This window comes from Devosia sp., assembly GCF_028290435.1.
In the GTDB taxonomy this organism is placed as follows: Bacteria; Pseudomonadota; Alphaproteobacteria; order Rhizobiales; family Devosiaceae; genus Devosia.
Map to the genome: position 1 here is coordinate 1 of NZ_JAQGJV010000005.1, position 23910 is coordinate 23910.

Sequence of the window (23910 nt, forward strand, 5' to 3'; positions counted from 1 at the left end):
CGTCGAGCGGCACCGCATGGGTGCCGTCGCCCTTGAGGGCCAGCGAAGCTGCGGTGACGGCCTTGACGGCGCCAAAGGCGTTGCGCTCGATGCAGGGAATTTGCACCAGGCCGGCGACCGGATCGCAGGTCATGCCCAGATGGTGCTCCAGCGCGATCTCCGCGGCGTTTTCGACCTGGGTCGGGGTGCCGCCCATTACCGCACAGAGCCCCGCGGCGGCCATCGCCGAGGCGGAGCCCACCTCGCCCTGGCAGCCCACTTCGGCGCCCGAAATCGAGGCATTGTGCTTGATGATGCCGCCAATGGCGGCGGCGGTCAGCAGATAGTCGCGAATGGTCGAGCTGTTGGCGCGAGCATCGAACTTGATGAAATAGCGCAACACGGCGGGGATGACCCCGGCGGCCCCGTTGGTGGGCGCGGTGACGACGCGGCCGCCGGCGGCGTTCTCCTCGTTGACCGCCATGGCGTAAACGCTGAGCCAGTCATTGGCCATCAGCGGGGTGATTTCGTTGCGCTGCCATTGGGCGTCGAGCTGGGCCACGATGGCCTTGGCGCGGCGCTTGACGTTGAGGCCGCCGGGCATGATGCCCGATTGGTCGAGGCCTCGGTCGATGCAAGCGGCCATGACCGACCAGATTTCGTCGATACCGTCATCCAGCGTCTTGCGCGAGCGGCTGGCTTCCTCGTTGGCGCGCTTCATGGCGGCAATGGAGAGCCCCGAGCTGGCGGCCATGGCCAGCATGTCCTTGGCATGGGCGAACGGGTAGGGCACGTCGGCCTGCGCCGGGGAGGAGCCCTTGACGGCGTCCAGTTCGGCATCGGTGACGACGAAGCCCCCGCCGATGGAATAATAGATGCGCCGCAGCAGCAATTGCCCATCGGTGTCGAGAGCGGTGAATTGCAGGCCATTGGGATGACCGGGCAGGGGATTGCGCTTGTCGAACACCAGATCGCGCGTCGGCAGGAACCGATACGCGGCGTGGCCGGGCGGATGGACCATACCAGTGGCCTCGACCTGGGCGATCTTGGCGTCCATCGTATCGGGATCGATCTGGCGCGGATTTTCCCCGCACAGCCCCAGGATGACCGCACGCCCGGTGCCGTGGCCGATGCCCGTAAAGGCCAGCGATCCGTGCAGGCTCGCCGTCAGCGCCGCCGGGCGGGCACGGGCGGCGCGGGGCCAATCGCCTGACTTGAGCTCATCGAGGAACCGGTTGGCTGCGGTCATCGGCCCCATGGTGTGGGAACTCGATGGGCCGATACCGATCTTGAAGACGTCGAAAATGGACAGGAACATGGCGCTATCATGCACGGATCATGCGGCAAGACAACGCGCGCCAGCGCTATTGTCCAGCAATCGGCAACAGTGCGTGGCGCAGCGGCCGATTGCGGCGGATGCGGGTTTGCCCGATATCACATTGAGCACAATGCAGGAGGCCGCCATGTCTGATTATGTTTATCGCGAAGCCAAGGGCGCGGTGGGTGCGCCGCTGTTGTTCGTGTTTCACGGCACCGGTGGGGACGAGAACCAGTTCTTCGATCTGGGCGGCGAACTGCTGCCCGGCGGGCGGATCGTGGCGGCGCGGGGCGATGTGTCCGAGGGCGGCGCGCTGCGCTATTTCCGCCGCACCGGCGAGGGGCGCTACGACATGGCGGATCTGGCGCTGCGCACCGGCACGATGGTGGCGTTCATCAAGGCGCGGATTGCCGAGAGCCAGTCCTCTCGGGTGATCGGGCTGGGCTATTCCAATGGCGCCAATATTCTGGCTTCGGTGCAGTTCGCAGCGCCGGAACTCTTCGACGCCTCGGTGCTGATGCATCCGCTGATCCCGTTCCAGCCGGCTCCGGCACCGGGTCTTGCAGGGCGCAGCGTGCTCGTCACTGCCGGCAGGCGCGATCCGATTGCGCCGGCTCCAGCCACGCAGCAATTGGTGGACTATTTTGCTGGCCAGGGCGCCAAGGCGAATGTGTTCTGGCACGATGGCGGGCATGAATTGCGGCCGGAAGAACTGCGCGAGACACAGCGGTTTGTAGCAGCGGCGGTGAAGGCGGGTTGATGGTCGGCGCCTCCACACAGGCGATCCGGACATTGCAGCACTTTGTTAATGATCTTTAGAGGGCTCTCCCTTAACAATGCGGGCAGGTATCACCTTGGTCGCGCTGACCTTACCCATTGATGGAGCGCGAAAATCGACGGCCTGAGGGGGCGAATTTCCGCGAGCTTGCGGACACGCGTGCTGGTGCTGGTGCTGCTCGGTTTTGCGGCGGTGGCGGTGCCGGCCTATGCGGCATTTTCCTGGATCGTCAATTCGACGGTGATCCAGTTGGGCACCCTGTTTGCCGAAAAACAGATTCTCTACGATCGTTTTCGCGGGCTCGAAGCATTGACGCGGGAAGTCTCGCTGGCCGAAACCTTGGCCGGCACGCAGGCCATCCGCGACTGGGCGGTGGACGAAACCGATGCGGATAAACGCACCCGCGCCATTGCCGAGCTGGAGCATTACCGGCAGTCGTTTAGCGACAAGAGCTATTTCTTCGTCATCGGCGCCTCGGGCAATTACTATTTCAACGATGCCGGCAACGCCTATGCGGGCAACCAGTATCGCTACACGCTGGACCCCAACAATCCGCGCGACGGCTGGTATTACAATACGGCGGCGCTGGGCCAGGGCTGTCACCTCAATGTCGACAATGACGACAAGCTGCGCGTCACCAAGGTTTGGATGAACTGCGTGATCCGCGAGGGTCGCAAGGTGCTGGGGATCCTGGGGACCGGCATTGATCTCTCCGCCTTCATCCGCGAAGTCGTCAATGTGCCCCAGGTGGGCGTCGTAGCGATGTTCGTCGATCACAATGGCGCCGTGCAGGCCCATCGCGACCAGAACCTGGTGGACTATCACAGCCTGACGCGCGAGATGACCGATCGCAAGACGGTGTTCGCCATGCTCGACCGGCCGGACGACGCCATCGTGCTGCAAACCATGATGAACGAGGTTTCGGCGGGCGAGGTGCTGGTCAAATCGCGGTTCATGCAGATCGGCGGCAAGTCGGTGCTGGTTGGGGTCGGCTATCTCGACAAGCTGGGCTGGTACAATGTGACGCTGATGGATATCGACACCATCATCGATAAACGCCTGTTCCTGCCGGTGGGCCTGTTGCTGGCGGCGATGATGGCGCTGGTGGCGGTGTTGATCACGCTGGTGTTCAAGCGGGCTGTGGTGGATCGTGTCGGGCGGCTGGAAGCGGCGGTCGATCTGGCGCGGGACGGGGACTATGCGGCCGCCGCGGCGCTGGCCGATGATCGCCAGGACGAGATCGGGCGGCTGTCCACGGCCTTCGTGCAGATGGCCAAGGCGGTCGGCCAGCACACAAAGGAGCTGGAAGCGCGCGTGCGGGCGCGCACCGAGGAGCTGGAACGGCTGGCGTTCATGGACGGGCAGACAGGCATCGCCAATCGGCGCGGCTTCATGGCGATTTATCAGGAGCTGTCGCGCGAGCAGGTGCATGGGCTGCTGCTGGTCGACATTGATCGCTTCAAGACCATCAACGACACTTATGGGCATGCCGCCGGCGACGTGGTGGTGCAGGAAATCGCCCGGCGTATCCAATTGGCGGCTGGGCTGGGCAATCACTGCGCGCGCTGGGGTGGCGACGAATTCGTCGTGGTGCTGGTCGACAGCGCACCGGTCACGTTGCGCGCCATGGCGTATGGCCTGACGGCCCAGGTGTGCGAGGCGCCGGTGATGTTGCCCGATGGCCGCCCGATCATGGTCACGATCAGCGTCGGCGCCTGCATTGCCGAGGCTGGCGAAACGTTGGAAACCACTACCGACATGGCCGATGCCGCGCTCTATATCGCCAAGGAGCAGGGCCGCAACAAGGTGGTGATCTTCGATGCCGATACGGCGTCTACCGGCAAGCCCAAGCTGGGAATCGGCTAGGCTGCGGACGTTCAGTCCGTATTCAGAAAACCCGGATTACAGGCGGGTACCATCCCGGGAGTTTTGCCGATGCGCTCCGTCATTGCCCTGCTGGCTTTCCTGGCGCTGTTGCCGGCCGCACAGGCGGCGAGTTTTTCATGCAGCGACGCCAGAACGCCCATTGAAAAGACGATCTGCGCCGATCCAGCTTTGTCGCGCGCCGATGACGTGATGGCGCTAGCCTATGTGGGGGCGATTTCGGGGCTGACCGAAGAGGCCGAGATCGTCATGCGCAAGGGGCAGCGCGATTGGCTCGATTTCACCGACACGGTCTGCTCCGACCAGTATCTGCCGGGCGAGGACAGTGCGGATTTGGAACGACCGCAATGCCTGCAGCGCCTCTACGACGCGCGGCTAAAGGTGCTGGAGCAGAGCCGCATGGTTGGTGGGATGCGGTTTTTCACCGCCGATACCTATGAGGCTGTGCCCGACCCTAATGGCGGGCGCTTTAGACTGGGCCGCAAGGTGATGTCGAGCCTGCGCATGGATGGCAATGACAGCCTCGCCAATGCGTTCAACGCCTATATGCGGCAGGTCACCGCGGACTATACGGGTGAATATACCGACTTTGCCGGCGCGCAGCGGAACGACAGCGTGGCCAACGAGGACAATGATTTTCTGATGGTGCTGGGCAGTGTCAATGCCAGGCGCATCAGTGTGGTGCTGGGCTTGGAATGGTATGGCCATGGCGCCGCCCACGCCAATTCCAGCCTGGGCAATTTTCACTTCCTGACCAAGGAAGAACGGCCGCTTGAGGTCACCGACATGTTCGAGGGCAAAAACTGGGGCACAGCGCTGGCCACTCTCGTGGCCGAGCGCGCCAGTGTCGACCTGCGGGATGGCGAGATCACCTATGACGGCGAAACCATGATGCCATTCGCCACCGATCCACAGCGCTGGAGTTTTACCCGCGCGGGGCTGATGGTGCAGTTCGAGAACCAGGAAGTCACTCCCGGCAGCCCGGCGGTCAGCGTGGGCTGGGGAGTGTTGCGTGATTATCTGGCCGCCGATGCAGACGCTATCGCGCGGCCCTGACGCCGGGTAATCTGGACACTATCGCCGATGAGGAGACGGGCAATGATGCGGACGATATTGGGCGCGATGCTGCTGGTGCTGGCCTTGGCCATGGCGGGGCCGGCGAGCGCGGCGAGCTTTGATTGCAGCAAGGCGACGACGGCCTTCGAGAAGGCGATCTGCGACAATCCAAAACTCTCGGCGGACGACGATACGCTGGCCGTAGCCTTTGCCACTGCGATTGGCGGGCTGAGCAAGCCGGCGGTCATCGCGATGCGGGCCGAGCAGCGCGCTTGGCTCGATTTCGCCACCAGGTCCTGCACCGACCATGCCGAACCGCTATCGGATGTGGATACTTATACGGACAACCAGATCGACTGCCTGGGGCTGGCTTTTTCCACCCGCACGGGGGTGCTGGAACAAAGCCGGATGCTGGGTGGGCACCGCTTTGCCGTGTCCAGCAGCTATAGTGCACTACCCGATCCGGACGCGGTGGATGATCCGACGTCCTATTGGAAGGTCGCGACCCACCAGCTCACCTATCCTGCGCTGGATGGGGGCAAAGCCGATGCGGAGGGCTTCGATAGCTTCATCAGCGACACCGTCGCGAGCGTCTCGGGCTCGATCACGGACGAGGGTGGCGATGCGATGAGCGACGCGCAGAGCGACACGACGGTGGACATCACGCTGTCTGAAGTGGTGGGCACGCGGGTGACGCTCAAGGTGATGACCAACTGGTTTGGCCATGGCGCGGCGCACAGCAATTGGGGCATCACCTACGCGCACTATCTGCTCGGCCGGCAGCGCGCGATGGAGGCGAGCGATATTTTTGCCGGCGAAGGCTGGGAAAAGACGCTGACCGATATCGCCACCGCCGAACTCAAGCGCGAGCATGGCGACAATTTGCAACTCGAGGGTGTCGAAAACCTCGGCGCCATCATCACCGACCCCAGCCGCTGGAGCTTTGGCAGCGACTACGGGCTGACCATCCAGTTCGAGCCCTATGAGGTCGCCGCCTACGCGTATGGCGCCCCCACCATTGTGGTGCCGTGGGAAAGCCTCGGCGATATCATGTCGGAAAGCTCGGACTCGGTGCGCTACGGCAGCTAAGCGCGCAGGTCCGCCCATTCGGGGTGGCGCCGGAACTGGGCTTCGACATAGGAGCACAGCGGCTCGATCTTGAAGCCTTCGGCTCGGGCGTCAGCGATGGCGGCGTTGACCAGTTTCGCCGCGATGCCGCGGCCGCCGAATTCGGACGGCACGCCGGTATGGTCGATGCTCATCACCCCCGCTGGGGTTTTGCGATAGGTCATTTCGGCTTCGACCCCGGGCGCCAGCTCGACCATATAGCGGCCGCGCGTGGCACTATCCTGGCGGATGACGGTGATATCGGCAGTGGTCATGATGCGTGGTCCCGAGCGTTCGACTGAGCACAATGTCGGTCTGCACGAGCCGCTGCGCAACCCCTAGATGTGCGTTACGCCTTGCAGCAGTTCGGGAAACAGCGCGCGCTCGGCCAGGAACGGATGCAGCGCCGACGCCGTGGACATGTCCTTGAGCGCGAGGGCCCGCTTGCCCTGCTTGAGATAAATCATCGCGCGTCCCGACAAGGCGCCGAAATGGCGCGGTTCGAGCGCCAGGACCTTGTCGATATCGCTCAGCGAGGTCGTGTAATCGCCTTGCAGGTAATGGGCGGTGGCGAGCTGGTTCCAGGCCTCCGCGTAGTCGGGATAATCCTTGGCGATGGCCTCGAATTCATCGAGCGCGCCCGCAGGATCGATTGCCAGTTTGCGCACCGCCTGCTGCATGCGGGTGGCGAGAGCCGGATCGGGCGGGGTCATCCACTGGGTCCAGATCTGCAGGCTGATGGCCTTGGCGCTGGCCTCATCGGGCGCAACGCGAAGTTGGGCGAACAGATTATCGAGAACGGGATTGTCGGCGCTCTGGGCACTGGCCGGCGCCAGCAGGAACAAAAGCACCAGCAGCGGCCCCAGCAGGGCTGCGATGACGGCCGGATAGCGGGTGATCCAGATGCGCATAATCTGAGCTTGCCGCCGATTGCGGCCGGCGGCAAGACAGCAGTTCGTGAACCCGGCGACCTAGTGGGCGATGTCGGTCTTGCCCCAGCGCGCCTGGATGGATTTGCCGAAGCCGCCCAGCCAGGGAGCGAACGCCAGTAGGATCGCGCGGTGGTAATGCACCAGCAGGAACAGCGCCGTCAGCACCAAAGTGCCGACCACGATGACCAGTTCCAGCGACAGGCCGATGGACTTGAGCCAGGCGGTCAGCAGCATGCCGGGCAGGATATGGGCCGCGGCCCAGACAAAGGCCGAGCTGATATTGATGATGGAGAACTTGCGGTAGTCCATGCCCATGATGCCGGCGACGCCGGGAATCACCGCTTTGACGCCGGGGATGAAGCGGCCGATGAACACGCTCTTGCCGCCATGCTTGGCGAAAAAGGCCTCGCCCTTGGCGATGAGTTCGGTGTGGTACTTGAACGGCCAGACCGTGCGGATGGTGTCCTTGAGCAGATGGCCGATGCCATAGGATAGCGCGTCGCCGATGATGGCGCCGATGACGGCGGCGAAATACACTTCCCAGAAGGGCAGCCGGCCTTCGGCAATAATGCCGCCCACCAGCAGCAGAACCGGCGTCGAGGGCACGAACAGGCCCAGCACGAACACCGCTTCGCCAATGGCGACCAGGAAGATGAAAATAAAGGTCAGCCAGAAATTGCCCGAAATCGCGTCGAGAAAGGTCTCAAGATAGGCCGATATCGCGTGAAAAATATCAAACATTGGTCTGGGGTGCTCTCCTCTTGCCATGCACCATTAGCGTGGGACATGGCACCCGACAATTGACATTTGGCAATGTAGGTCGAAACTTCCGTTTCAACAAATCGGAGCGTCGCATTGGCATTGCCTATTCATCACACGATTGCGTCAGGCCCACGACCGGTGGCGCCTTTTTCCCATGCGGTGGAGGCCGACGGCTTCGTCTTCATCACCGGCCAAATGCCCACCGATCCGGCGGCGCCCGATGCGCCGCTGCCCGAGGGGATTGCGGCGCAGACCCAGCGGGTGATGGACAATCTTCGGATCGTGCTGGCCGGCATCGGGCTGGGCTTCGAGCACGTGACGATGGCGCGGATTTATCTGACCGCGTTCGAGCGCGACTATGCGGGGCTCAATGCGCTGTGGCCGAGCTTTTTCGAGGCGGGGAAGTTGCCGGCGCGCACCACGGTGGGCGTGACGGCACTGGCGGTTGGGGCGCTGGTCGAGATCGATATGGTGGCGCGCCGCCCGTAATCGGGTCAGGCGCCGCGATTGTCCTTCTTGGCCTGAGCGGTCTTGGTCGCCTGTGACACGCGGGCGTGCTGGGTGACGCTGCCGACCTTGGCGGTCTTGGTGCTGGCGTTGGATTTCATGCCGCTGCCGGCATGGGCCTCGCCGCCCGGATGGCCCGGCGCTCCGGCCGCTTGCTTGAGCGACAGGGCCCGCTGCGCATTGCTCATCAGTTCGGTGCGTCGCGCCTGCACTTGGCGGCGGGTGGTTTCCTTGTTGGTGCGTGCGAGGGCTTCGCCAAAGATCGAGTAGTGACGGCGCTGGTTGGTTTCGAGCTTTTCGGTGACCCCGGTGCCGCGGCCCTTGATGGCGCGACGATGATTGGCGATGGCCGTATTGGCCTTGTTGCGCCGCTCGCGCAGGCGATTGGAAAGCTGGCGCAATTCGTCCTGGGTCAGATCGGCCAGGGCGGGATGGCGGGCTTGTTCGACAAGGTCGGCATCGTCCTTGCCCAGGATACGTTGCAGATCGGCTTTGGTGACGGCCATTGGCTAGCTCCTCCTTGTTGGCGGGATCATGATGATCCTCTCGGGGTGGCTATGGCAAGGCACAGGCACAATCAGGCCAGTCTAAGGCAGCAGGGCGGAATTTGCGGCGGTGGGGGCCGATGATCGCATTCCCGCAATCAATCGGGAAGGCGCAGACCCTGCGCCCCGGGCGCGATGCCGAGCCGGGGCGAAACGCACTGCGGCGCGATATCGGTCTTGAGGCAAGACCGGCACCGCGCCGCGAATGGCAGGATTATCTGTGAGGCTTAAGCCGAATACGCCTTGGTCAACTGACGCTGTTCGCCCAGGCCCTCGATGCCCAAACGCATGACATTGCCGGGCTTGAGCCAGACCGGGTTCGGCTTGATCCCCATGCCGACGCCCGGAGGGGTGCCGGTGGAGATGATGTCGCCGGGCTGCAGGCTCATGAACTGGCTAACATAGGCCACCACGGTGGCGACGCCGAAGATCATCGTCTTGGTGGAGCCGTTCTGGTAGCGGTGACCGTCGACCTCGAGCCACATCGACAGGTTCTGCGGGTCGGCGACTTCGTCCTTGGTCACCATCCAGGGGCCGATGGGGCCAAAGGTGTCGCTGCCTTTGCCCTTGTCCCAGGTGCCGCCGCGCTCGGTCTGGAAATGACGCTCGGAAACGTCGTTGATGACGCAATAGCCGGCGACATGGTTCATGGCGTCGGCTTCCTCGACGTAGCGGGCTTCCGTGCCGATAATGATGCCGAGTTCGACTTCCCAATCGGGCTTGATGGAGTTCTTGGGGATGATCACATCGTCATTGGGGCCGATGATGGCGCTGGTAGCCTTCATGAAGATGATCGGCTCTTCGGGGATGGCGGCGCCGGTTTCGGCGGCGTGGTCGGCATAGTTGAGGCCGATGCAGATGAACTTGCCCACATTGGCGACGCAGGGACCGATGCGGTCATTGGCATCGAGCTTGGGCAGCACGCCGATGTCCACGGCACGGATCTTGGCCAGGCCTTCGGGCGTCAGCGTATCGCCGCCGATGTCGCCCACAATGCCGCTGAGATCACGGATAGTGCCATCGGCATCCAGAATGGCGGGCTTCTCAGCGCCCTTGGCGCCAACGCGGAGGAGTTTCATGAGGTCAGATCCAGTTGAGGGTGATGAGGCAATAAAGCTAACATGTTAGCCTGTCGAGGCCGACCAAAGGCCAATCGGTTCGGCTGGGCGAATTATTGCGGGCGGATAATGCCCTTCTTGAGCAGGATATTGCCATAGAGCCGACGCTCGCCGGTCTGCACGATGGCGTAGCCGGTCTTGACCCGCTCATAAAAGGCGAAGCGTTCCAGCGACGACACGCCCATCTTGGGTTCGTGCTTTTTGACGATGGCTTCGAACTCATCGACCACGGGCGGACGCGCGCCGGCGTCGCCCACCACCTGCATGACAATGGCGGCCTCATCGACGAAATCGTCGAGCGGCATCAGCGTCAGGACGGCCTCAAGGACATCGGTGGCGCTGATGCCATCGAGGCGCACCAGGGCCGGCCCGGCCGCATCGGCGGGATAGTTGGCATCGACGATGGCGATTTCGTCGCCATGGCCCATGGCGCGCAGAATGCCGAGCAGGTCGGGGCCGAGCAGTGGCGGAATATTTTTGAGCATTTTGGGTCCCCTCCCAGGGATTTAGCCGAATGGAAAACTGTCGCTGTCGCTACCAAGGGTATCGCCGTCGGCAAAGACCTTGGGGTCGTCGCGCGCAAAGGCGAACAGCTCGACCATGACCGCGTCAATATGGGCGCGGATGGCCCTGGTGGCCTGGGCCTGGTCCGCCGCCAGAATACCGTCGAAAATCGCCTGATGCTCGGCGATGGTGATGGCCAGCCGACGCGGCGTGATGATCAGCCGGCGGGCGCGATCGAGATTGGCGCGGGCGCTGTCGATGATGTTCTTGATCTTGGTGAATTTCATCGAGCGGAAGATGATGTCGTGGAATTCCAGATCGATCTGGTGAAACGCCTCGGCATCGTCGCGACTGGCGGCCTCGCGCTGGGCCGCCATATTGGCATGCAGCGCCTCGATAACCTCGGCGTCATGCTTGCCGATCAGCACGCGCAGGGCCTCGCTTTCGATGCCTTTGCGGATCAGCATATATTCGCGCACGTCGGCAATGCGCACCAGCGACACGGTCGAGCCGCGCTGCGGTGCGATATCGACCAGCCCCTCCGCCTGCAGCCGCGCCAGCGCTTCGCTGACCGGAAAGCGGGAGACGCCGAGCTGCTCGCAGATGGCGGTCTTGTCGATGCTCTGACCCGGCGCCAGCGCCAGGGTGACGATGGCCTGGCGCAGTGCCGCGGTCACGTCAAGCGTGACGCTGCCGCGCGACAAAGCCGTGGGGCGGGCGAGAAAACGATAGGGACTTGCTTCCATAGTCATGCTAACATGTTAGTTAGACCCGTGGCGATTTACAACACGATTGAAGCCGGCGGCCCGCACTTCAGGGTGCCTATGTGGCCGGTATTGAGCGTGCGGTAAAGCCTTGGCAGCAGCAGCATCCGAAAGTTCACACCCCATGTCGCAAACCATGATCCGCCCCGAAACCAGAACCCTGGTGCTGAATCCGGCCGACAATATCGCCGTGGCTTTGGCCAATCTCGATGCCGGTACCGAGACGCCGCAGGGCCGGATCGTCGCCAAGCGGGTGCCCAAGGGCCACAAATTCACCGTGCGCCCGGTGCGGGCGGGCGAGGCCATCGTCAAGTTCGGCCAGATCATCGGTTTTGCCAGCGTGGATATCGCGGCGGGCGAGTGGGTGCACGAGCATAATTGCGGCATGGGCGGCGCCGATGGCAGCCTCAAGCACGACTATGCCTTTTCCGAAGGCGCCGTTGCGCCCGACATGGTGCCGCTCGACCAGCGCGCCACCTTCGAGGGTTATCGCCGCGCCAACGGCTCGGTGGGCACCCGCAATTATGTGGGCATCCTGACCTCGGTGAACTGCTCGGCAACGGTCGCCAAGTTCATCGCCGAAGGCATCAACCGTTCGGGTATTCTGGATGATTATCCCGAAATCGACGGCGTCGTGCCGTTCGTGCATGGCACCGGCTGCGGCATGGAATCGCGCGGCGAGGGTTTTGACATCCTCAAGCGCACGCAGTGGGGCTACACGTCCAATCCCAATCTGGGCGCCGCAATGCTGGTGGGCCTGGGCTGCGAAGTGTTCCAGATCGGCCGCATGAAGGAAATGTACGGCATCACCGAGAGCGACACCTTCCAGACCATGACCATTCAGGAAAGCGGTGGCACCAAGAAGATCGTGGAATGGGGCATCGAGCGCATGAAGGAAATGCTGCCCGTGGCCGCCAAGGCGCGGCGCGAAACCATCGATGCGTCCGAACTGGTGCTGGCGCTGCAATGCGGTGGCTCGGACGGCTATTCGGGCATCACCGCCAATCCGGCGCTCGGCTATGCGGCCGATATCCTGGTGCGTAATGGCGGCACCGCGATCCTCAGCGAAACGCCGGAAATCTACGGCGCCGAGCATCTGCTGACGCGCCGCGCTGTGTCGCGCGAAGTCGGGGAAAAGCTCCTCAGCCGCATCCACTGGTGGGAAGACTATACCCAGCGCAATCATGGCGAGATGAACAACAATCCCTCGCCGGGCAACAAGCTGGGCGGGCTGACCACGATTCTCGAAAAATCGCTCGGCGCCACTGCCAAGGGCGGCACCACGCCGCTGACGGCGGTCTACGAATACGCGGAGAAGGTGCGCGAAAAGGGCTTTGTGTTCATGGACACGCCCGGCTTCGATCCGGTCTCGGCGACGGGGCAGGTGGCGGGCGGCGCCAACATTCTGGCCTTCACCACCGGGCGCGGTTCGGCCTATGGCTGCAAGCCGGTGCCCTCGGTGAAGCTGGCGACCAATTCGGACATGTACAACCGCATGACCGGCGATATGGACATCAATTGCGGCGACATCGTCGAGGGCGTGTCGATCGAGGACAAAGGCCAGGAAATCTTCGACCTGCTGCTGCGCGTCGCCTCGGGCGAGCCGACCAAGTCGGAAGCTCTGGGCTATGGCGACAACGAATTCGTGCCGTGGCAGGTCGGCGCGACGATGTAGGCTTTCGACGCCCAAACCGGCCGCCGCTTGACAAGGCGGCCGGGCTCCCTATTTTAAAGCCATGAACGCTTTTGCGATGCACCTGCAGGATTTTGCACGCCGGGAACACCCGGTCGCAGGCGCACGTCCCTAGACCTGAGCTGACGTCAAGCCGGGTTTAGGGTGGTTCTCCAGCGTTTTGAACGCTGCTCATAGCGGTTTGTCCGCTCAGACGAATTCACAACAATCAACATTCTGCAAGCCAGCGCGGCCAAGACCGCTGCGGCTTGCCATCTAAGGACTATCATCATGCCAAGCATGAACTCTGTCACCCTGCGCCCCAAACTCGTGGTCGGCGAGGGTGATCACCGCAAGCTCATCGCACTTGCGCTGGCCGGTATCGGCCACACCTCCGACGCAGGGGACGACCTGCTCTACGAACTCGAGCGCGCCCGCGTCGTCAGCGACGCCAAGCTGAGCGGCGCCGTCGTGCGCATGGGCTCGCGCGTCACCTATCGTCCCGATAACGGCGACGACCGCACGGTCACGCTGGTCTATCCCATCGATGCCGATATTTCGGCCGGCCGGATTTCCGTGCTCACCCCCGTGGGCACCGCCTTGATCGGGCTGACCAAGGGCCAATCGATCACCTGGAACGCCCGCAATGGCCAGCGCCATGTGCTGACCGTGCTGGAGGTGGAGGGCTAAGTTTCGGGCGCCGCGTCGGCACGGGCGAAGAAAATCGACACCTTCATGCCCAGGCCGGGCGCTGAGGTGACGTCGATTTTGGCGTGAGCATTCTGCTCCAGCGAATGCACGATCAGCGCGCTGAGCTTGCCCGGCTTGGGCCAGTGAACCCCTTCGGCCAGGCCCACGCCGTCGTCCGATATGGTCACGAGGCACCCCGTCTCGTCGACTAGGCTGTGCAGCTTGATGGTGCCACCGTCGCTGCCGACGAAGGCGTATTTCAGCGCATTGGTCAGCAGCTCGTTGACCACAAGGCCCGTCGGCATGGCGACGTTGACCGAGACCGGCCAGGTATCGACCTGCAGGTTGAGCCGGATGCCTTCCACGGCATGGGCCGCCATCACGGCGGACGCGACCTGGCTGAGATAGACGCCCAGATCGACGCTATCGCCTAGATTTTCTTCGGTCAGCGATTGGTATAACAGGCCGAGCGAGCTCACCCTGCCGGCCAGGCGTCCGAAAGCCTCGCCGGTAGCGCCTTCGGGCATGTTGCGCGCTTCCAGCCGGATCAGCGCGGTGATCATCTGCAAATTGTTTTTGACCCGGTGCTGCAGTTCGCGCAGCAGCGTGTCCTTTTCGCCCAGCTGGCGCTTGATGTCGGTACTCTCGGCTGATGCGGACGCCAGCGTTTGCGCCAGTGCCACCAGGCGGAACATGGGCGTGCCGTCATCGGCCTCGATGATGTTGGACCAGGCGTCGACGCTATGTGTTTCCGCGTCCAGCGCGATGGTGAATGCCCCCAGATAGTCGTCCTGCTCGGTGATGACGCGGTTGAGCGGCTGTCCGTCGGCCGCGCTGACCGCGGTGGTGGGCAGGGCATCCCAACCCTTGCCCTGCAACTGCGACGCTGTGCGGCCAATCAGCCGTTCGAACTCCACATTGGCATAAGTCAGCCGTTCCGTCGGGCGCAATTCGGCGACCGCGATGCCGAACGGCACGTGATCGAGAAATTGCTTGAAGCGATCGCTCTCCAGCGCGTCCGACAGGTTTGCTGTGTCCAGCAACTCTTCGACCTGAGTGCCATTGCTGTCTTGGGTTGCCAATGCGTGTCCTAATCCGGGTTACGAGGGATCACCCCTAGCACAGAATGGCGCCGTTCTAGGGCAGTTCCATTAGGGCCGCTGCAACCCCGTCGCCCCGACATAAAGCGAATAAACGTATTGGCTGGAGGTGATGAACAGCCGGTTCCGCCGTGCGCCCCCAAAGGTGAGGTTGGAGGTGGATTGGCCGGTCTTGATCCGGCCGAGCAAGGCACCAGCCGGGTTGTAGACATTCACGCAAGGACCGGCGCTGGTCCAGATATTGCCTTCGGTATCGAGCCGGAAGCCGTCGGGCAGGCCGGTATCGACATCCACATAGGTGCGCCCATTGGTCAGCGTCTTGCCGTTCACGACATCGAATTGCCGGATATGGGCGGGCCAGTCGGGATCGTGGCTGCGGCCGGTATCGGCGATGTAGAGCACGCTTTCGTCGGCCGAAAACGCCAGCCCGTTCGGCTTGGCAAAATCGTCGACGACTACCGCCAGCGAACCATCGGCTGGATCGAAGCGGAAGACGTTGCAGTGTTCCTGTTCCTGGTCGGCCTTGTAGCCCTCATAGTCAGACAAAATCCCATACGGCGGATCGGTGAACCAGATTGTGCCATCGGACTTGACCACTACGTCATTGGGGGAATTGAGGCGCTTGCCCCGGTAGCTGTCGACGAGCGTCGTCACCGTGCCATCGGGCTCAGTGCGCAGCACCGCACGAGCACCATGCGAGCAGGAGATCAGGCGGCCTTCACGGTCGCGAGTGTGACCATTGGTGTAGTTGGCGGGGCTGCGGAAAGTGGACACTCCAAGATCGGGCGTCCAGCGCAGGATGCGGTTATTGGGAATGTCGGACCACAGCAAATAGCCGCCATCGTTGAACCAGACCGGCCCCTCGGCCCAGCGGCAGCCGTCGTAGAGCGTCTCCATCGGCGCGTTGCCCTGCACCAACTCATAGAATTTCTTGTCGATATATTCGATGTTTTCGCCCGCCAGCAGTGCCATGTTCGTGGTCTCCCTTTGGGCGGCATTTGAGGCAAGAGGGCGGGCGCGCGCAAGGTGGGTTGGCGCGGAATTTTGTGGAGCGGCGTCCCACGGCCCATGCATCTCGGCCAACCGTCACCCCCTCCCAGCCTCCCCCATCAAGGGGGAGGTGCCTCTCCACTCTGGGGGCGCGATTGGGTTCAAGCCGCCGCTATTGGAACTCGATGCAGTTCAACCCACCGGCAGACACCTCCCCCTTGATGGGGGAGGCAGGGAGGGGGTGCCGTTTAGCCCCGATCTCTCCCACTTACCCATCTAATCCTCACCCCCTCCACCCCGCTGCATAATCATCCCCGATATCTCCACAATGGCTGCGGGGTTCGCGACGAACGGCCGTGGGGAGTTTGGTGGGAGGGGAATGCGGTCGCGCGATCCCTGGGCCAGCGCGACGTTCGTTCCTCACTTCAAGAGGGGCCACGTTCGGGCGGCCAGAAACCCCATCGCATGCGGCGAGGCGCTGTCTCGCTTATCTACAAAACCATGAGGCACGTCTCGCCGCATGCCGCAGTCTTTCCACCGCAGGGCTTTCGCCCGGGCGGCACGCAGCCATGCTCAGTGCCGCATTGACGACTAACATGTTAGTTGCTAGGGCAGGGCAACCTTGGGAGCCCAGCATGGCCGCACTCGACAAAATCCTCACCGTCGCCGAAATGAAAACGGCCGCTCACCGGCGCGTGCCCAAGATGTTCTTCGAATATGCCGATAGCGGCAGCTATACCGAAAGCACCTATCGAGAAAACGAGAGCGATTTTGCCAAGATCAAGCTGAAGCAGAAGGTGGCCGTCAACCTCGAGGGCCGCAATCTCAAGACCACGATGCTGGGCAAGCCCATCACCATGCCGGTCGCCATCGCGCCGGCCGCGACGGGCGGCATGCAGGTGGCCGATGGCGAGATCAAGGCCGCCAAGGCCGCCGAGAAATTCGGCATTCCCTTCGCGCTTTCGACCATGAGCGTCTGCTCGATCGAGGACATCGCCGAAAACACCACGGCGCCGTTCTGGTTCCAGCTCTATGTGATGCGCGACCGCGGCTTCATCGAGCGCATGATCGACCGCGCCAAGGCGGCCAAGTGCTCGGCGCTGGTGCTGACCATGGATTTGCAGATCCTGGGTCAGCGCCACAAGGACATCCATAACGGGCTCTCCACCCCGCCCAAATTCAATGCCTATTCGATCTGGCAGATGATGCAGCATCCGGCGTGGTGCATGCGCATGCTCGGCACCAAGCGGCATACCTTTCGCAACATCGTCGGCCATGTGAGCGGCGATCACGACCTGGCCTCGCTGTCGGCCTGGACCGCCAGCCAGTTCGACCTCACGCTCAATTGGGGCGATATCGCCTGGGTCAAGAAGCGCTTTGGCGGCCCGGTCATCGTCAAGGGCGTGCTCGATCCGGAAGACGCGCTGGCCGCGGTGAACAATGGTGCGGACGCCGTGATCGTCTCCAATCATGGCGGTCGCCAGCTCGACGGCGCCCCCTCGACCATCCGCGTGCTTCCCGAGATCATCGACGCCATCGGCAACAAGACCGAAGTGTATCTCGATAGCGGCATCCGCTCGGGTCAGGACGTGCTCAAGGCCATGGCCTACGGCGCCAAGGGAACCTTTATCGGCCGCCCCATGCTCTACGGCCTGGGCGCTGGCGGCGAAGCTGGCGTCACCCGCGTGCTCGATATCATCCGCAAGGAACTCGACACCACCATGGCGCTGTGCGGCGAACGCGACATCCTCAATGTTGGGCTGCACAATATTTATTCCAACGATATTCCAAAGCGGAACTCGCCGCTGGGGGCGAAGGGGTAGGGGCACCTCTTTTCTTCTCCCCATCGGGGAGAAGGTGGCGCGTAGCGCCGGATGAGGGGGTGCGTTGGGTTGCTCAGAGGGCTGGGTTCGCGGCGACATTCCCCCTCACCCGTCTTGCTCCGCAAGCCGACCTCTCCCCGATGGGGAGAGGAAAAGGAAGCAGCAGGCGTAGCGTCACTTATCCCCGATAGGGCGGGCCGGCCGTAACATCGCCTTCGGTCATCTGGCGGTACACAGCTTGGGAAACAGTTTTCATCTGCGCTTCGGGCAGGGTGCCCACCACCGTGCAGGTGATGCGCGCATTGGCCCAGTAGAACGCCTCGGCGCCGCCGGCATTGGCGAACTGATAGGCCGGCGCACGATCGGGCAGGGCGGCGGTGACATAGACCGTCACCCGATCCTTGGCGGCGTTTTCATACATCAATTGCGCGGCGCGGCCGCCCGCATTGGGCTCGCCCGGCAGCAGGCGTCCGCCAACCAAAGTGAACCCTTCGGCACTCAGATCGGGCGTATCAAGCGGCGTGGACAGCCGATTGGACAGCCAGGTCACCAGATGGTCCTGATCGGTCGCGGGCACTTCGACGGCGTGGCGGTTTTCGGCCACGAACACCGTGTGGGCGTTGACCGCGTCGGCGATCAGGCTGGCGCTGGCCGCGGGTGCGCCATTCAGCAGCGGACGGGCAAACCAGCCGCCGCCCAGCCCCAAGCCCACCAGCACGACCGCAGCGGCCGCCCAGCGCCAGGAGCGCATGCGGCGCGATCCGGTTGCGGCAGCAATCCGATGCGCACGCAGGCGCGCCGGAACCGGCTCAGAGCCGGCGGGGGCGAACAGCGCACGCAGGGCGTTGGACTGGCGCTGCCAGAGCAGCACTTCGGCCGCCACCTCGGGATTGGCCGCCAGATGGGCCTCGACCGCCGGCCGATCGGCCGCATCGAGCTGGCCATCCACATAGGCCATCAGCATGTCGCGGGTCACGGCGCTCATTTGACCGTCCTCAAATGCGGCTCGGCGCTATTGCCGGTGGCCACGCGCAGGGCCGCGCGGGCACGGCCCAGCCGGGACATCAGCGTGCCCTGGGGAATGCCGAGAATGGTCGCGGCCTCGGAATATGAGAGGCCTTCGAGGGCGATCAAGAGCAATGCTTCCTTCTGGTCGAGTGGTAAAGTTTCGATGGCGCGCGCCATTTCGGCCAGCGCGATATGGCCCGGCTGCGTCGCCGGGGTGGAGGGCTCGGGGATGGTGTCGATATCCACCGTCTGGCCCCGTCTATGGGAGGAACGCAGGCTGTTGCGATAAAGGTTCAGCAAAATGGTGAACAGCCAGGCGCGCACCGGGCCCGTGGGGCGGAACAGCGCGCGCCGGGAGATGGCGCGTTCCAGGCAATCCTGCACCAGATCATCGGCCAGATCGATATTGCGTGTCAGCGCCCGCGCATAACGCCGTAGCGCCGGCACGCAGGTTTCGACCTGGTCGAGAAAATCTGTCAAGGAAGCCTGCTCAGTGGATCATTCAACCGCAGTATGCCAGACGCCGCCGACGCCGTCGCCGGTGGTTTCACCAGCCTTGGTGTCCTTGAACCACAGATAGAGCGGCATGCCCTTATGGGCCCACATCTTGGAGCCGTCCTTGCGGTCGACCAGGGTGAAGTCACCCTCGGCCTTAGCAGAGGCATCGGCCATCGCCGGTGGCCATTTGGTGGCGCAATCGTCGTAGCAATTGGTGACGCCGGCAGTGTCCTTGTCGAAAGTATAGAGGGTCATGCCCTTGGCATCGGTCAGCACTTCCTTGCCACCGATTTCAGACGTCTTGACGGCGCCACCGGCATAATCTTCGGCGAAGGCGGGGGCGGAAAACAGCGCCAGCGCAGCGGCGCCGGCCAGAAGCATACGGATATTCATGGATTTTTCCTCCGTGTTCAGGGGGCCGTCATGGCGCCCTGCACAGGGATCAACACCGGTGCGAAACAATTAATCCCCGGTCGCCGGAATAAACTTAAACTTCTGTGCTCAAGCGGCGGGCACATACTCACCTCGCTGGTGACAGGGCGGGCAAAAATGCTATGTGGCTGGCGCTGTGCCGAGGCGGCGCGGCATCTGTCGGGAGAGCGGAATAATGTTTGTCGTTGGTGGGGAAAGCCTGATCGATCTGAAGGCCGAGGTGGAACTGGCGGATGGCACGCTGATCAACCGGGATGGCGCTGGCCAGATCGTGATGACGGCGCATCCGGGCGGCTCGCCCTATAATTGCGCCATTGCGCTCGCCAGGCTGGGCAATGATACCGGCTTCCTCTGCCCGATTTCGGCCGATGCGTTCGGCGACTATCTGCTGGGGCCGCTCGATGCCGCTGGCGTCACCACGCTGCTGCCCGAGCGGGTGCCCGAATATACCACCCTGGCGGTGATCAATTTCGACGACAATCACAATGCCCGCTACGGGTTTTATCGCCAGGCCGATGGGGTTATCGATGCCGCCAAGGCTATCGCAGCGCTCCCCGATGACCTCAATCTCTATCAGATTGGCGGTTTCTGCCCGATGAAGGCCGACGAGGCCGTGGTCTGGCTGCAGATCGTGCAGGCGGCGATCGCCAAGGGCGCGACCATTTCGATCGATCCCAATGTGCGCCCCAGCCTCGTCGATGATTTCGAAGGCTACAAGCAGCGCCTGTCGGCCTTCCTCGACCTGGCCCATGTGGTCAAGGTGTCCGAGGAGGACTTGGCCGAACTGGATGCGGACAAGAGCATCGAGCAGCACGCGGCAGACCTGCTGGCCCGGCCCAATTGCCAGTTGGTGGTTGTAACGTTGGGCGAAAAGGGCTCGCGGGCCTTCACCGCGTCAGGCAAGGCCCAAGCCGATATTTATGCACCGCCAGTGTTTGGCGACACCGTGGGCGCCGGCGACAGTCTGATGGCGGGCGTACTGTCCTGGCTTAACGAGCGGCATCTGCTCAAGCCCGGCAAGCTCGATGACCTGGGAAGCGGCGCGCTCGCCGACATGCTGCGGTTCGGCGCGGTTGTCGCCGGGCTCAATTGCGGCGAAAAGGGCTGCAAGCCGCCGACCCGGGCGCAGGTGGATGCTGTGCTCAACGCCTGACGGCTTCAAGCCCCGGCGCGGATGGCGAGGGCTTCCTCAAGTGTCATCGTGGTGTGGTGTTCCCAGTTCTTGTCGTCGGTTTCGGGAAAGTCCGTGCGGAAATGGCCGCCGCGGCTTTCGGTACGCTTGAGGGCCGCCGCCGCGACCAGCGTGGCCGAGGTGGTCATGTTGAGATAGGCGCTGGTGACGTGCTCGGCATTGGCTTCGAGCGCCGCGATCCGGCGGAGCGCCTGCTTGAGCCCGGTGGCGTCGCGTTCGACACCCACGAGATCGGTCATGATGTGGCGCAGGTTCTGCACCGCGGGCAGGTCGCGCAGCACCTGCTCGGCCTTTTCGCCCTCGGCCTCGTTCCACTCGATGCCCTTGAACGGCGCCAGATTGCGCACCGGCTCCAGCCCGCCAATGTCCTCGGCGATGCGCGCGCCATAGACGGTTGCTTCGAGCAGTGAATTGGAGGCCAGTCGATTGGCACCGTGCAGGCCCGTGCAGCTGGCCTCGCCGCAGACCCATAGGCCGGGGAGAGACGAGCGTCCACGCTCGTCGACCTTGACGCCGCCCATGTGGAAATGGGCGGCAGGCGTCACCGGGATCATGCCGGATACGGGGTCGATACCGGCATCGAGGCAGTACTTTGCCACGGTGGGGAAGCGGGTCAGTATCGCCTCGCCCAGCACTTTTCGCGTGTCGAGAAATACCTTATGCCCCGCCTGGATTTGGCGGAAATTGGCCCGGGCAACGACGTCGCGGGGTGCCAGTTCGGCGTCCGGGTGGATGGCTGGCATGAAACGCTCGCCCAATTCGTTGACCAGGATCGCGCCTTCGCCGCGCAGCGCCTCGGTGGCGAGAGGGGCCGGATCGGCGCCAGTTGCGATGGCGGTGGGATGGAATTGCACGAATTCGGCGTCGGCGATCAGCGCGCCGGCGCGGGCCGCCATGCCCATGGCGTGGCCACGCACGCCGGGCGGATTGGTGGTGACGGCATAGAGCCCGCCCAGTCCGCCGGCGGCGAGCACCGTGGCGCGGGCGCGGATGAAAACCGGCTCGGAATACCGGTCGCCCAACTTGCGGCAAAATACGCCGACGATGCGGCCGTTATCCCGGGCGAGACTCAGCGCGGTAATGCCTTCGACGACGCGGATCGAGGGGGTGCGGCGCACCTCGGCGATGATGGCCTGCATAATGGCCCAGCCGGCGCGGTCGCCCTCGACCTTGACGATGCGGTTGGCCGAATGGGCTGCCTCGCGGCCCAGCGCATAATGGCCGAAATCGTCGCGGTCAAACGGCGTGCCCCAGCGCGCCAGGTCCTCGATGCGGGCAGCCGCTTCGGCGGTGACGGACTCGGCAATGCCATGATCGACAATACCGGCGCCGGCCATTTCTGTATCAACAGCATGGGCGTGGCTGCTGTCGCCCTCACCCACCGCAGCCGCCACGCCGCCCTGCGCCCAGGCCGATGACGCGCCAAAACCAAGAGGTTTGGGCGACAGCACTGTGACGGGCCGCGGTGCCAGCTTGAGCGCGCAGAACAAACCGGCAAGACCGGCACCCACGATCAGGGCGCCATCGGCGTTCAGGGTGTTGTCGAAAGTGGTCATGACGGGCGCGGTCCTGCTTGCAAGATAGGTAGTTGTGCGTAAGGTCTCTCCCGTCGGGAAGGCGGAGAGCGTTTGTGGCCAGTGGCGATGACTACGGCTTTGGTGAAGGGGCTCAACGTGGCTTTGCGGCCGATCATACGCTGGATGCCTATACGGGTCTCTATCGTTTGGTGCTGCTCAGCTACGGCTATCGCTGTGCCTTGACGGGCGCGCGCTTCGCCCCGCCGGTGCTGGCCTTGCATGCCGATCTCGATGTCGAGGCCATTCAGCCGCGCGAGCAGGGCGGGCCGCTCAGCATCGCCAACTACCTGCCCATGATCGCTTCGCTGGCGCGTCCGTTCCGCAGCGGCCTCATCACGATCGAGGATGATTACCGCATTGTCGTGCCGCATCCGGACCTGCTGGACAGCACCATGCTGGCGGCGTTGCGCGCGACCCTGATCGTGCCCGACGATGTGCTGTTCCGCCCCGGTGCGGAATTTCTGGCACATCACCGACGGTACGCTCTGAGCCGTTAATCGCCCTTCCGGCTCATTTCGATCATGCGTTCCACGGCCAATCTTGCCGGAGCGCTGATGGCGGGGTCGACTGTGACCTCCTCGGTCATGGTGTGCAGCGACCAGAGGATGTTTTCCAGATTGATGCGCTTCATGTGCGGGCAGATGTTGCAGCCGCGCAGGAAATCGACGCCGGTGGTTTCGCTGGCGACATTGTCGGACATCGAGCATTCGGTGACCATGACCACGCGGGCCGGCTTTTGCGTCTTGACCCAATCAATCATTGCCGCCGTCGAGCCGGCAAAGTCCACCGCGTCGATCACCTCGGGCGGGCATTCAGGATGGGCGATGATCTTGGCCGTCGGATAGGCGTGGCGTAGCTCGGCAATGTCTTCGGCGGTGAAGGTTTCGTGCACCTCGCAGGCGCCGGCCCAGGTGATGATCTTCTTGTGGGTTTTCTTGGCGGTGTTCTGCGCCAGAAACTGGTCGGGGATCATGATGACCGTGTCGCCCTCGATCCGGTTGACGATATCGGCGGCGTTGGACGAGGTGCAGCACACGTCGGTGACGGCTTTGACGGCGGCCGAGGTGTTGACATAGGTCACCACCGGCACGCCCGGATACATGGCCTTCATCGCCAGCACGTCCTCGACCGTAATCGAGGAGGCGAGCGAGCAGCCGGCGCGGCTATCGGGAATCAATACGGTTTTTTGCGGGTTCAGCAGCTTTGAGGTTTCGGCCATGAAGTGCACGCCGCATTGCACGATCACCGATTGCCTGACCTTGGTGGCCTCGATGGCGAGCTGCAGGCTGTCGCCGACAATATCGGCGACGCCGTGATAAATCTGCGGCGTCTGGTAATTGTGCGCCAGGATGACCGCGTCTTTTTCCGTCTTGAGCTGGTTGATCGCAAAGATCAGCGGTGCATAAAAGCTCCACTCGATCTGGGGGATCTTATCCTTGACCCTCTCGTAGACACTTTCGGTGGCCCGCTCGATCGCCTTGGAGAAGTGCAGATCGTATGACTCCCCCAGAATGGCGCGGGCATCATCCAGCGGCGTGAGGGCGTTGATCGTCTGAACCATCGTTGGACCTCTGGCGAGCCAAGTGCGCGGGCGGAACCTAGGTATTTTCATCGTGCATTTCAATGAAGAGGGTTGCGAGAATTTTTCCGAGCCCCTAACCGTTCGTGCACAAC

Annotated in this window: 25 protein-coding genes; 10 read left to right on the forward strand and 15 right to left on the reverse strand. The window is 63.3% G+C overall.

Features of this window, described 5'->3' with window-relative positions; translation table 11 throughout:
- A partial coding sequence (locus JWP26_RS00900; RefSeq protein ID WP_299722077.1) for an L-serine ammonia-lyase occupies window positions 1-1297 on the reverse strand: 1297 nt, incomplete at its 3' end.
- A gap of 145 nt (window positions 1298-1442) precedes the next feature.
- On the opposite strand from JWP26_RS00900, the gene JWP26_RS00905 reads away from it, so the two are divergent.
- The 4 genes from JWP26_RS00905 to JWP26_RS00920 all read left to right on the forward strand — a co-directional run bounded on the left by JWP26_RS00905 (window position 1443) and on the right by JWP26_RS00920 (window position 6104).
- Entirely contained in the window at window positions 1443-2057 is a 615-nt protein-coding gene (locus JWP26_RS00905) for an alpha/beta hydrolase (protein ID WP_299722080.1), read from the forward strand.
- A 165-nt stretch (window positions 2058-2222) separates the two neighbouring features.
- Complete coding sequence (locus tag JWP26_RS00910; protein WP_299722083.1) at window positions 2223-3941, forward strand: GGDEF domain-containing protein; 1719 nt, start codon at window positions 2223-2225, stop codon at window positions 3939-3941.
- 69 nt (window positions 3942-4010) lie between these two features.
- Window positions 4011-5015, forward strand: a complete 1005-nt coding sequence (locus tag JWP26_RS00915) for a lysozyme inhibitor LprI family protein (RefSeq protein WP_299722086.1) — start codon at window positions 4011-4013, stop codon at window positions 5013-5015.
- 42 nt (window positions 5016-5057) lie between these two features.
- Window positions 5058-6104, forward strand: a complete 1047-nt coding sequence (locus tag JWP26_RS00920; protein WP_299722089.1) for a DUF3298 domain-containing protein — start codon at window positions 5058-5060, stop codon at window positions 6102-6104.
- Here JWP26_RS00920 and JWP26_RS00925 read toward each other — a convergent pair.
- The 3 genes from JWP26_RS00925 to JWP26_RS00935 all read right to left on the reverse strand — a co-directional run bounded on the left by JWP26_RS00925 (window position 6101) and on the right by JWP26_RS00935 (window position 7795).
- Window positions 6101-6397 (reverse strand): GNAT family N-acetyltransferase, encoded by a 297-nt coding sequence (locus JWP26_RS00925; protein WP_299722092.1) that lies wholly within the window; start codon window positions 6395-6397, stop codon window positions 6101-6103. The two genes, JWP26_RS00920 and JWP26_RS00925, sit on opposite strands and share 4 nt — an antisense overlap.
- A 63-nt stretch (window positions 6398-6460) precedes the next feature.
- Window positions 6461-7033: a tetratricopeptide repeat protein gene (locus tag JWP26_RS00930; RefSeq protein ID WP_299722095.1), complete on the reverse strand. Its 573-nt coding sequence runs from the start codon at window positions 7031-7033 to the stop codon at window positions 6461-6463.
- A 60-nt stretch (window positions 7034-7093) separates the two neighbouring features.
- Window positions 7094-7795 carry a DedA family protein gene (locus JWP26_RS00935; RefSeq protein WP_299722098.1) on the reverse strand — a complete coding sequence of 234 codons (702 nt, stop codon included), beginning with the start codon at window positions 7793-7795 and terminating at the stop codon, window positions 7094-7096.
- Window positions 7796-7954: 159 nt separating this feature from the next.
- On the opposite strand from JWP26_RS00935, the gene JWP26_RS00940 reads away from it, so the two are divergent.
- The gene (locus tag JWP26_RS00940; protein ID WP_299722101.1) at window positions 7955-8305 is read left to right on the forward strand and encodes a RidA family protein; all 351 of its coding nucleotides are present in this window, start codon (window positions 7955-7957) and stop codon (window positions 8303-8305) included.
- Between the two features lie 5 nt (window positions 8306-8310).
- Here JWP26_RS00940 and JWP26_RS00945 read toward each other — a convergent pair whose 3' ends face one another.
- The 4 genes from JWP26_RS00945 to JWP26_RS00960 all read right to left on the reverse strand — a co-directional run bounded on the left by JWP26_RS00945 (window position 8311) and on the right by JWP26_RS00960 (window position 11242).
- Complete coding sequence (locus JWP26_RS00945) at window positions 8311-8829, reverse strand: hypothetical protein (RefSeq protein ID WP_299722104.1); 519 nt, start codon at window positions 8827-8829, stop codon at window positions 8311-8313.
- Window positions 8830-9095: 266 nt separating this feature from the next.
- Window positions 9096-9947 (reverse strand): fumarylacetoacetate hydrolase family protein, encoded by an 852-nt coding sequence (locus tag JWP26_RS00950; RefSeq protein WP_299722107.1) that lies wholly within the window; start codon window positions 9945-9947, stop codon window positions 9096-9098.
- Window positions 9948-10039: 92 nt separating this feature from the next.
- A complete protein-coding gene (locus tag JWP26_RS00955) occupies window positions 10040-10471 on the reverse strand; it encodes an RbsD/FucU domain-containing protein (protein ID WP_299722110.1) in 432 nt (143 codons plus the stop codon).
- 21 nt (window positions 10472-10492) lie between these two features.
- A complete protein-coding gene (locus tag JWP26_RS00960; RefSeq protein WP_299722113.1) occupies window positions 10493-11242 on the reverse strand; it encodes a GntR family transcriptional regulator in 750 nt (249 codons plus the stop codon).
- Window positions 11243-11390: 148 nt separating this feature from the next.
- Here JWP26_RS00960 and JWP26_RS00965 point away from each other — a divergent pair, with 148 nt between their 5' ends.
- Both JWP26_RS00965 and rnk read left to right on the forward strand, forming a co-directional pair.
- The gene (locus tag JWP26_RS00965; RefSeq protein ID WP_299722197.1) at window positions 11391-12929 is read left to right on the forward strand and encodes a UxaA family hydrolase; all 1539 of its coding nucleotides are present in this window, start codon (window positions 11391-11393) and stop codon (window positions 12927-12929) included.
- A 288-nt stretch (window positions 12930-13217) separates the two neighbouring features.
- On the forward strand, window positions 13218-13616 hold the full coding sequence (rnk, locus tag JWP26_RS00970) for a nucleoside diphosphate kinase regulator (RefSeq protein ID WP_299722116.1): 399 nt from the start codon (window positions 13218-13220) through the stop codon (window positions 13614-13616).
- On the opposite strand, the gene JWP26_RS00975 is transcribed toward rnk, so the two are convergent.
- Window positions 13613-14698, reverse strand: coding sequence for a sensor histidine kinase (locus JWP26_RS00975; RefSeq protein ID WP_299722118.1), 1086 nt, complete (start codon window positions 14696-14698; stop codon window positions 13613-13615). The genes rnk and JWP26_RS00975 overlap by 4 nt on opposite strands.
- 69 nt (window positions 14699-14767) lie before the next feature.
- Window positions 14768-15688 (reverse strand): SMP-30/gluconolactonase/LRE family protein, encoded by a 921-nt coding sequence (locus tag JWP26_RS00980; RefSeq protein WP_299722120.1) that lies wholly within the window; start codon window positions 15686-15688, stop codon window positions 14768-14770.
- Between the two features lie 653 nt (window positions 15689-16341).
- Between JWP26_RS00980 and JWP26_RS00985 the strand changes: the two genes are divergently transcribed.
- Window positions 16342-17529 carry an alpha-hydroxy acid oxidase gene (locus JWP26_RS00985; RefSeq protein ID WP_299722123.1) on the forward strand — a complete coding sequence of 396 codons (1188 nt, stop codon included), beginning with the start codon at window positions 16342-16344 and terminating at the stop codon, window positions 17527-17529.
- Window positions 17530-17707: 178 nt separating this feature from the next.
- Here JWP26_RS00985 and JWP26_RS00990 read toward each other — a convergent pair whose 3' ends face one another.
- From JWP26_RS00990 to JWP26_RS01000, 3 genes are read right to left on the reverse strand one after another with little or no spacing between them, the layout of a single operon-like run.
- Complete coding sequence (locus JWP26_RS00990) at window positions 17708-18514, reverse strand: anti-sigma factor (protein ID WP_299722126.1); 807 nt, start codon at window positions 18512-18514, stop codon at window positions 17708-17710.
- Window positions 18511-19017, reverse strand: a complete 507-nt coding sequence (locus tag JWP26_RS00995) for a sigma-70 family RNA polymerase sigma factor (protein ID WP_299722128.1) — start codon at window positions 19015-19017, stop codon at window positions 18511-18513. Before JWP26_RS00995 ends, JWP26_RS00990 begins: the two co-directional genes overlap by 4 nt.
- Before the next feature lie 18 nt (window positions 19018-19035).
- Window positions 19036-19428: a hypothetical protein gene (locus JWP26_RS01000; protein WP_299722130.1), complete on the reverse strand. Its 393-nt coding sequence runs from the start codon at window positions 19426-19428 to the stop codon at window positions 19036-19038.
- 214 nt (window positions 19429-19642) lie between these two features.
- Between JWP26_RS01000 and JWP26_RS01005 the strand changes: the two genes are divergently transcribed.
- Window positions 19643-20620 carry a PfkB family carbohydrate kinase gene (locus tag JWP26_RS01005; protein WP_299722133.1) on the forward strand — a complete coding sequence of 326 codons (978 nt, stop codon included), beginning with the start codon at window positions 19643-19645 and terminating at the stop codon, window positions 20618-20620.
- 5 nt (window positions 20621-20625) lie between these two features.
- Here the strand turns inward: JWP26_RS01005 and JWP26_RS01010 are convergent, their stop codons facing one another.
- Window positions 20626-22215, reverse strand: coding sequence for an L-aspartate oxidase (locus tag JWP26_RS01010; RefSeq protein ID WP_299722136.1), 1590 nt, complete (start codon window positions 22213-22215; stop codon window positions 20626-20628).
- Between the two features lie 74 nt (window positions 22216-22289).
- On the opposite strand from JWP26_RS01010, the gene JWP26_RS01015 reads away from it, so the two are divergent.
- Entirely contained in the window at window positions 22290-22733 is a 444-nt protein-coding gene (locus JWP26_RS01015; protein WP_299722139.1) for a hypothetical protein, read from the forward strand.
- On the opposite strand, the gene nadA is transcribed toward JWP26_RS01015, so the two are convergent.
- On the reverse strand, window positions 22730-23797 hold the full coding sequence (nadA, locus tag JWP26_RS01020) for a quinolinate synthase NadA (RefSeq protein ID WP_299722142.1): 1068 nt from the start codon (window positions 23795-23797) through the stop codon (window positions 22730-22732). The genes JWP26_RS01015 and nadA overlap by 4 nt on opposite strands.
- Window positions 23798-23910 lie beyond the last annotated feature (113 nt).

Coding starts and splice junctions, on each gene's coding strand:
- JWP26_RS01000 (WP_299722130.1), bottom strand. CDS start 19,428: ATGAATATCCGTATGCTTCTGGCCGGCGCCGCTGCGCTGGCGCTGTTT.
- JWP26_RS00920 (WP_299722089.1), top strand. CDS start 5,058: ATGATGCGGACGATATTGGGCGCGATGCTGCTGGTGCTGGCCTTGGCC.
- JWP26_RS00945 (WP_299722104.1), bottom strand. CDS start 8,829: ATGGCCGTCACCAAAGCCGATCTGCAACGTATCCTGGGCAAGGACGAT.
- JWP26_RS00990 (WP_299722126.1), bottom strand. CDS start 18,514: ATGAGCGCCGTGACCCGCGACATGCTGATGGCCTATGTGGATGGCCAG.
- JWP26_RS00960 (WP_299722113.1), bottom strand. CDS start 11,242: ATGACTATGGAAGCAAGTCCCTATCGTTTTCTCGCCCGCCCCACGGCT.
- JWP26_RS00985 (WP_299722123.1), top strand. CDS start 16,342: ATGGCCGCACTCGACAAAATCCTCACCGTCGCCGAAATGAAAACGGCC.
- JWP26_RS00925 (WP_299722092.1), bottom strand. CDS start 6,397: ATGACCACTGCCGATATCACCGTCATCCGCCAGGATAGTGCCACGCGC.
- JWP26_RS00930 (WP_299722095.1), bottom strand. CDS start 7,033: ATGCGCATCTGGATCACCCGCTATCCGGCCGTCATCGCAGCCCTGCTG.
- nadA (WP_299722142.1), bottom strand. CDS start 23,797: ATGGTTCAGACGATCAACGCCCTCACGCCGCTGGATGATGCCCGCGCC.
- JWP26_RS00915 (WP_299722086.1), top strand. CDS start 4,011: ATGCGCTCCGTCATTGCCCTGCTGGCTTTCCTGGCGCTGTTGCCGGCC.
- JWP26_RS00950 (WP_299722107.1), bottom strand. CDS start 9,947: ATGAAACTCCTCCGCGTTGGCGCCAAGGGCGCTGAGAAGCCCGCCATT.
- JWP26_RS01010 (WP_299722136.1), bottom strand. CDS start 22,215: ATGACCACTTTCGACAACACCCTGAACGCCGATGGCGCCCTGATCGTG.
- JWP26_RS00935 (WP_299722098.1), bottom strand. CDS start 7,795: ATGTTTGATATTTTTCACGCGATATCGGCCTATCTTGAGACCTTTCTC.
- JWP26_RS01005 (WP_299722133.1), top strand. CDS start 19,643: ATGTTTGTCGTTGGTGGGGAAAGCCTGATCGATCTGAAGGCCGAGGTG.
- rnk (WP_299722116.1), top strand. CDS start 13,218: ATGCCAAGCATGAACTCTGTCACCCTGCGCCCCAAACTCGTGGTCGGC.
- JWP26_RS00980 (WP_299722120.1), bottom strand. CDS start 15,688: ATGGCACTGCTGGCGGGCGAAAACATCGAATATATCGACAAGAAATTC.
- JWP26_RS00905 (WP_299722080.1), top strand. CDS start 1,443: ATGTCTGATTATGTTTATCGCGAAGCCAAGGGCGCGGTGGGTGCGCCG.
- JWP26_RS00955 (WP_299722110.1), bottom strand. CDS start 10,471: ATGCTCAAAAATATTCCGCCACTGCTCGGCCCCGACCTGCTCGGCATT.
- JWP26_RS00965 (WP_299722197.1), top strand. CDS start 11,391: ATGATCCGCCCCGAAACCAGAACCCTGGTGCTGAATCCGGCCGACAAT.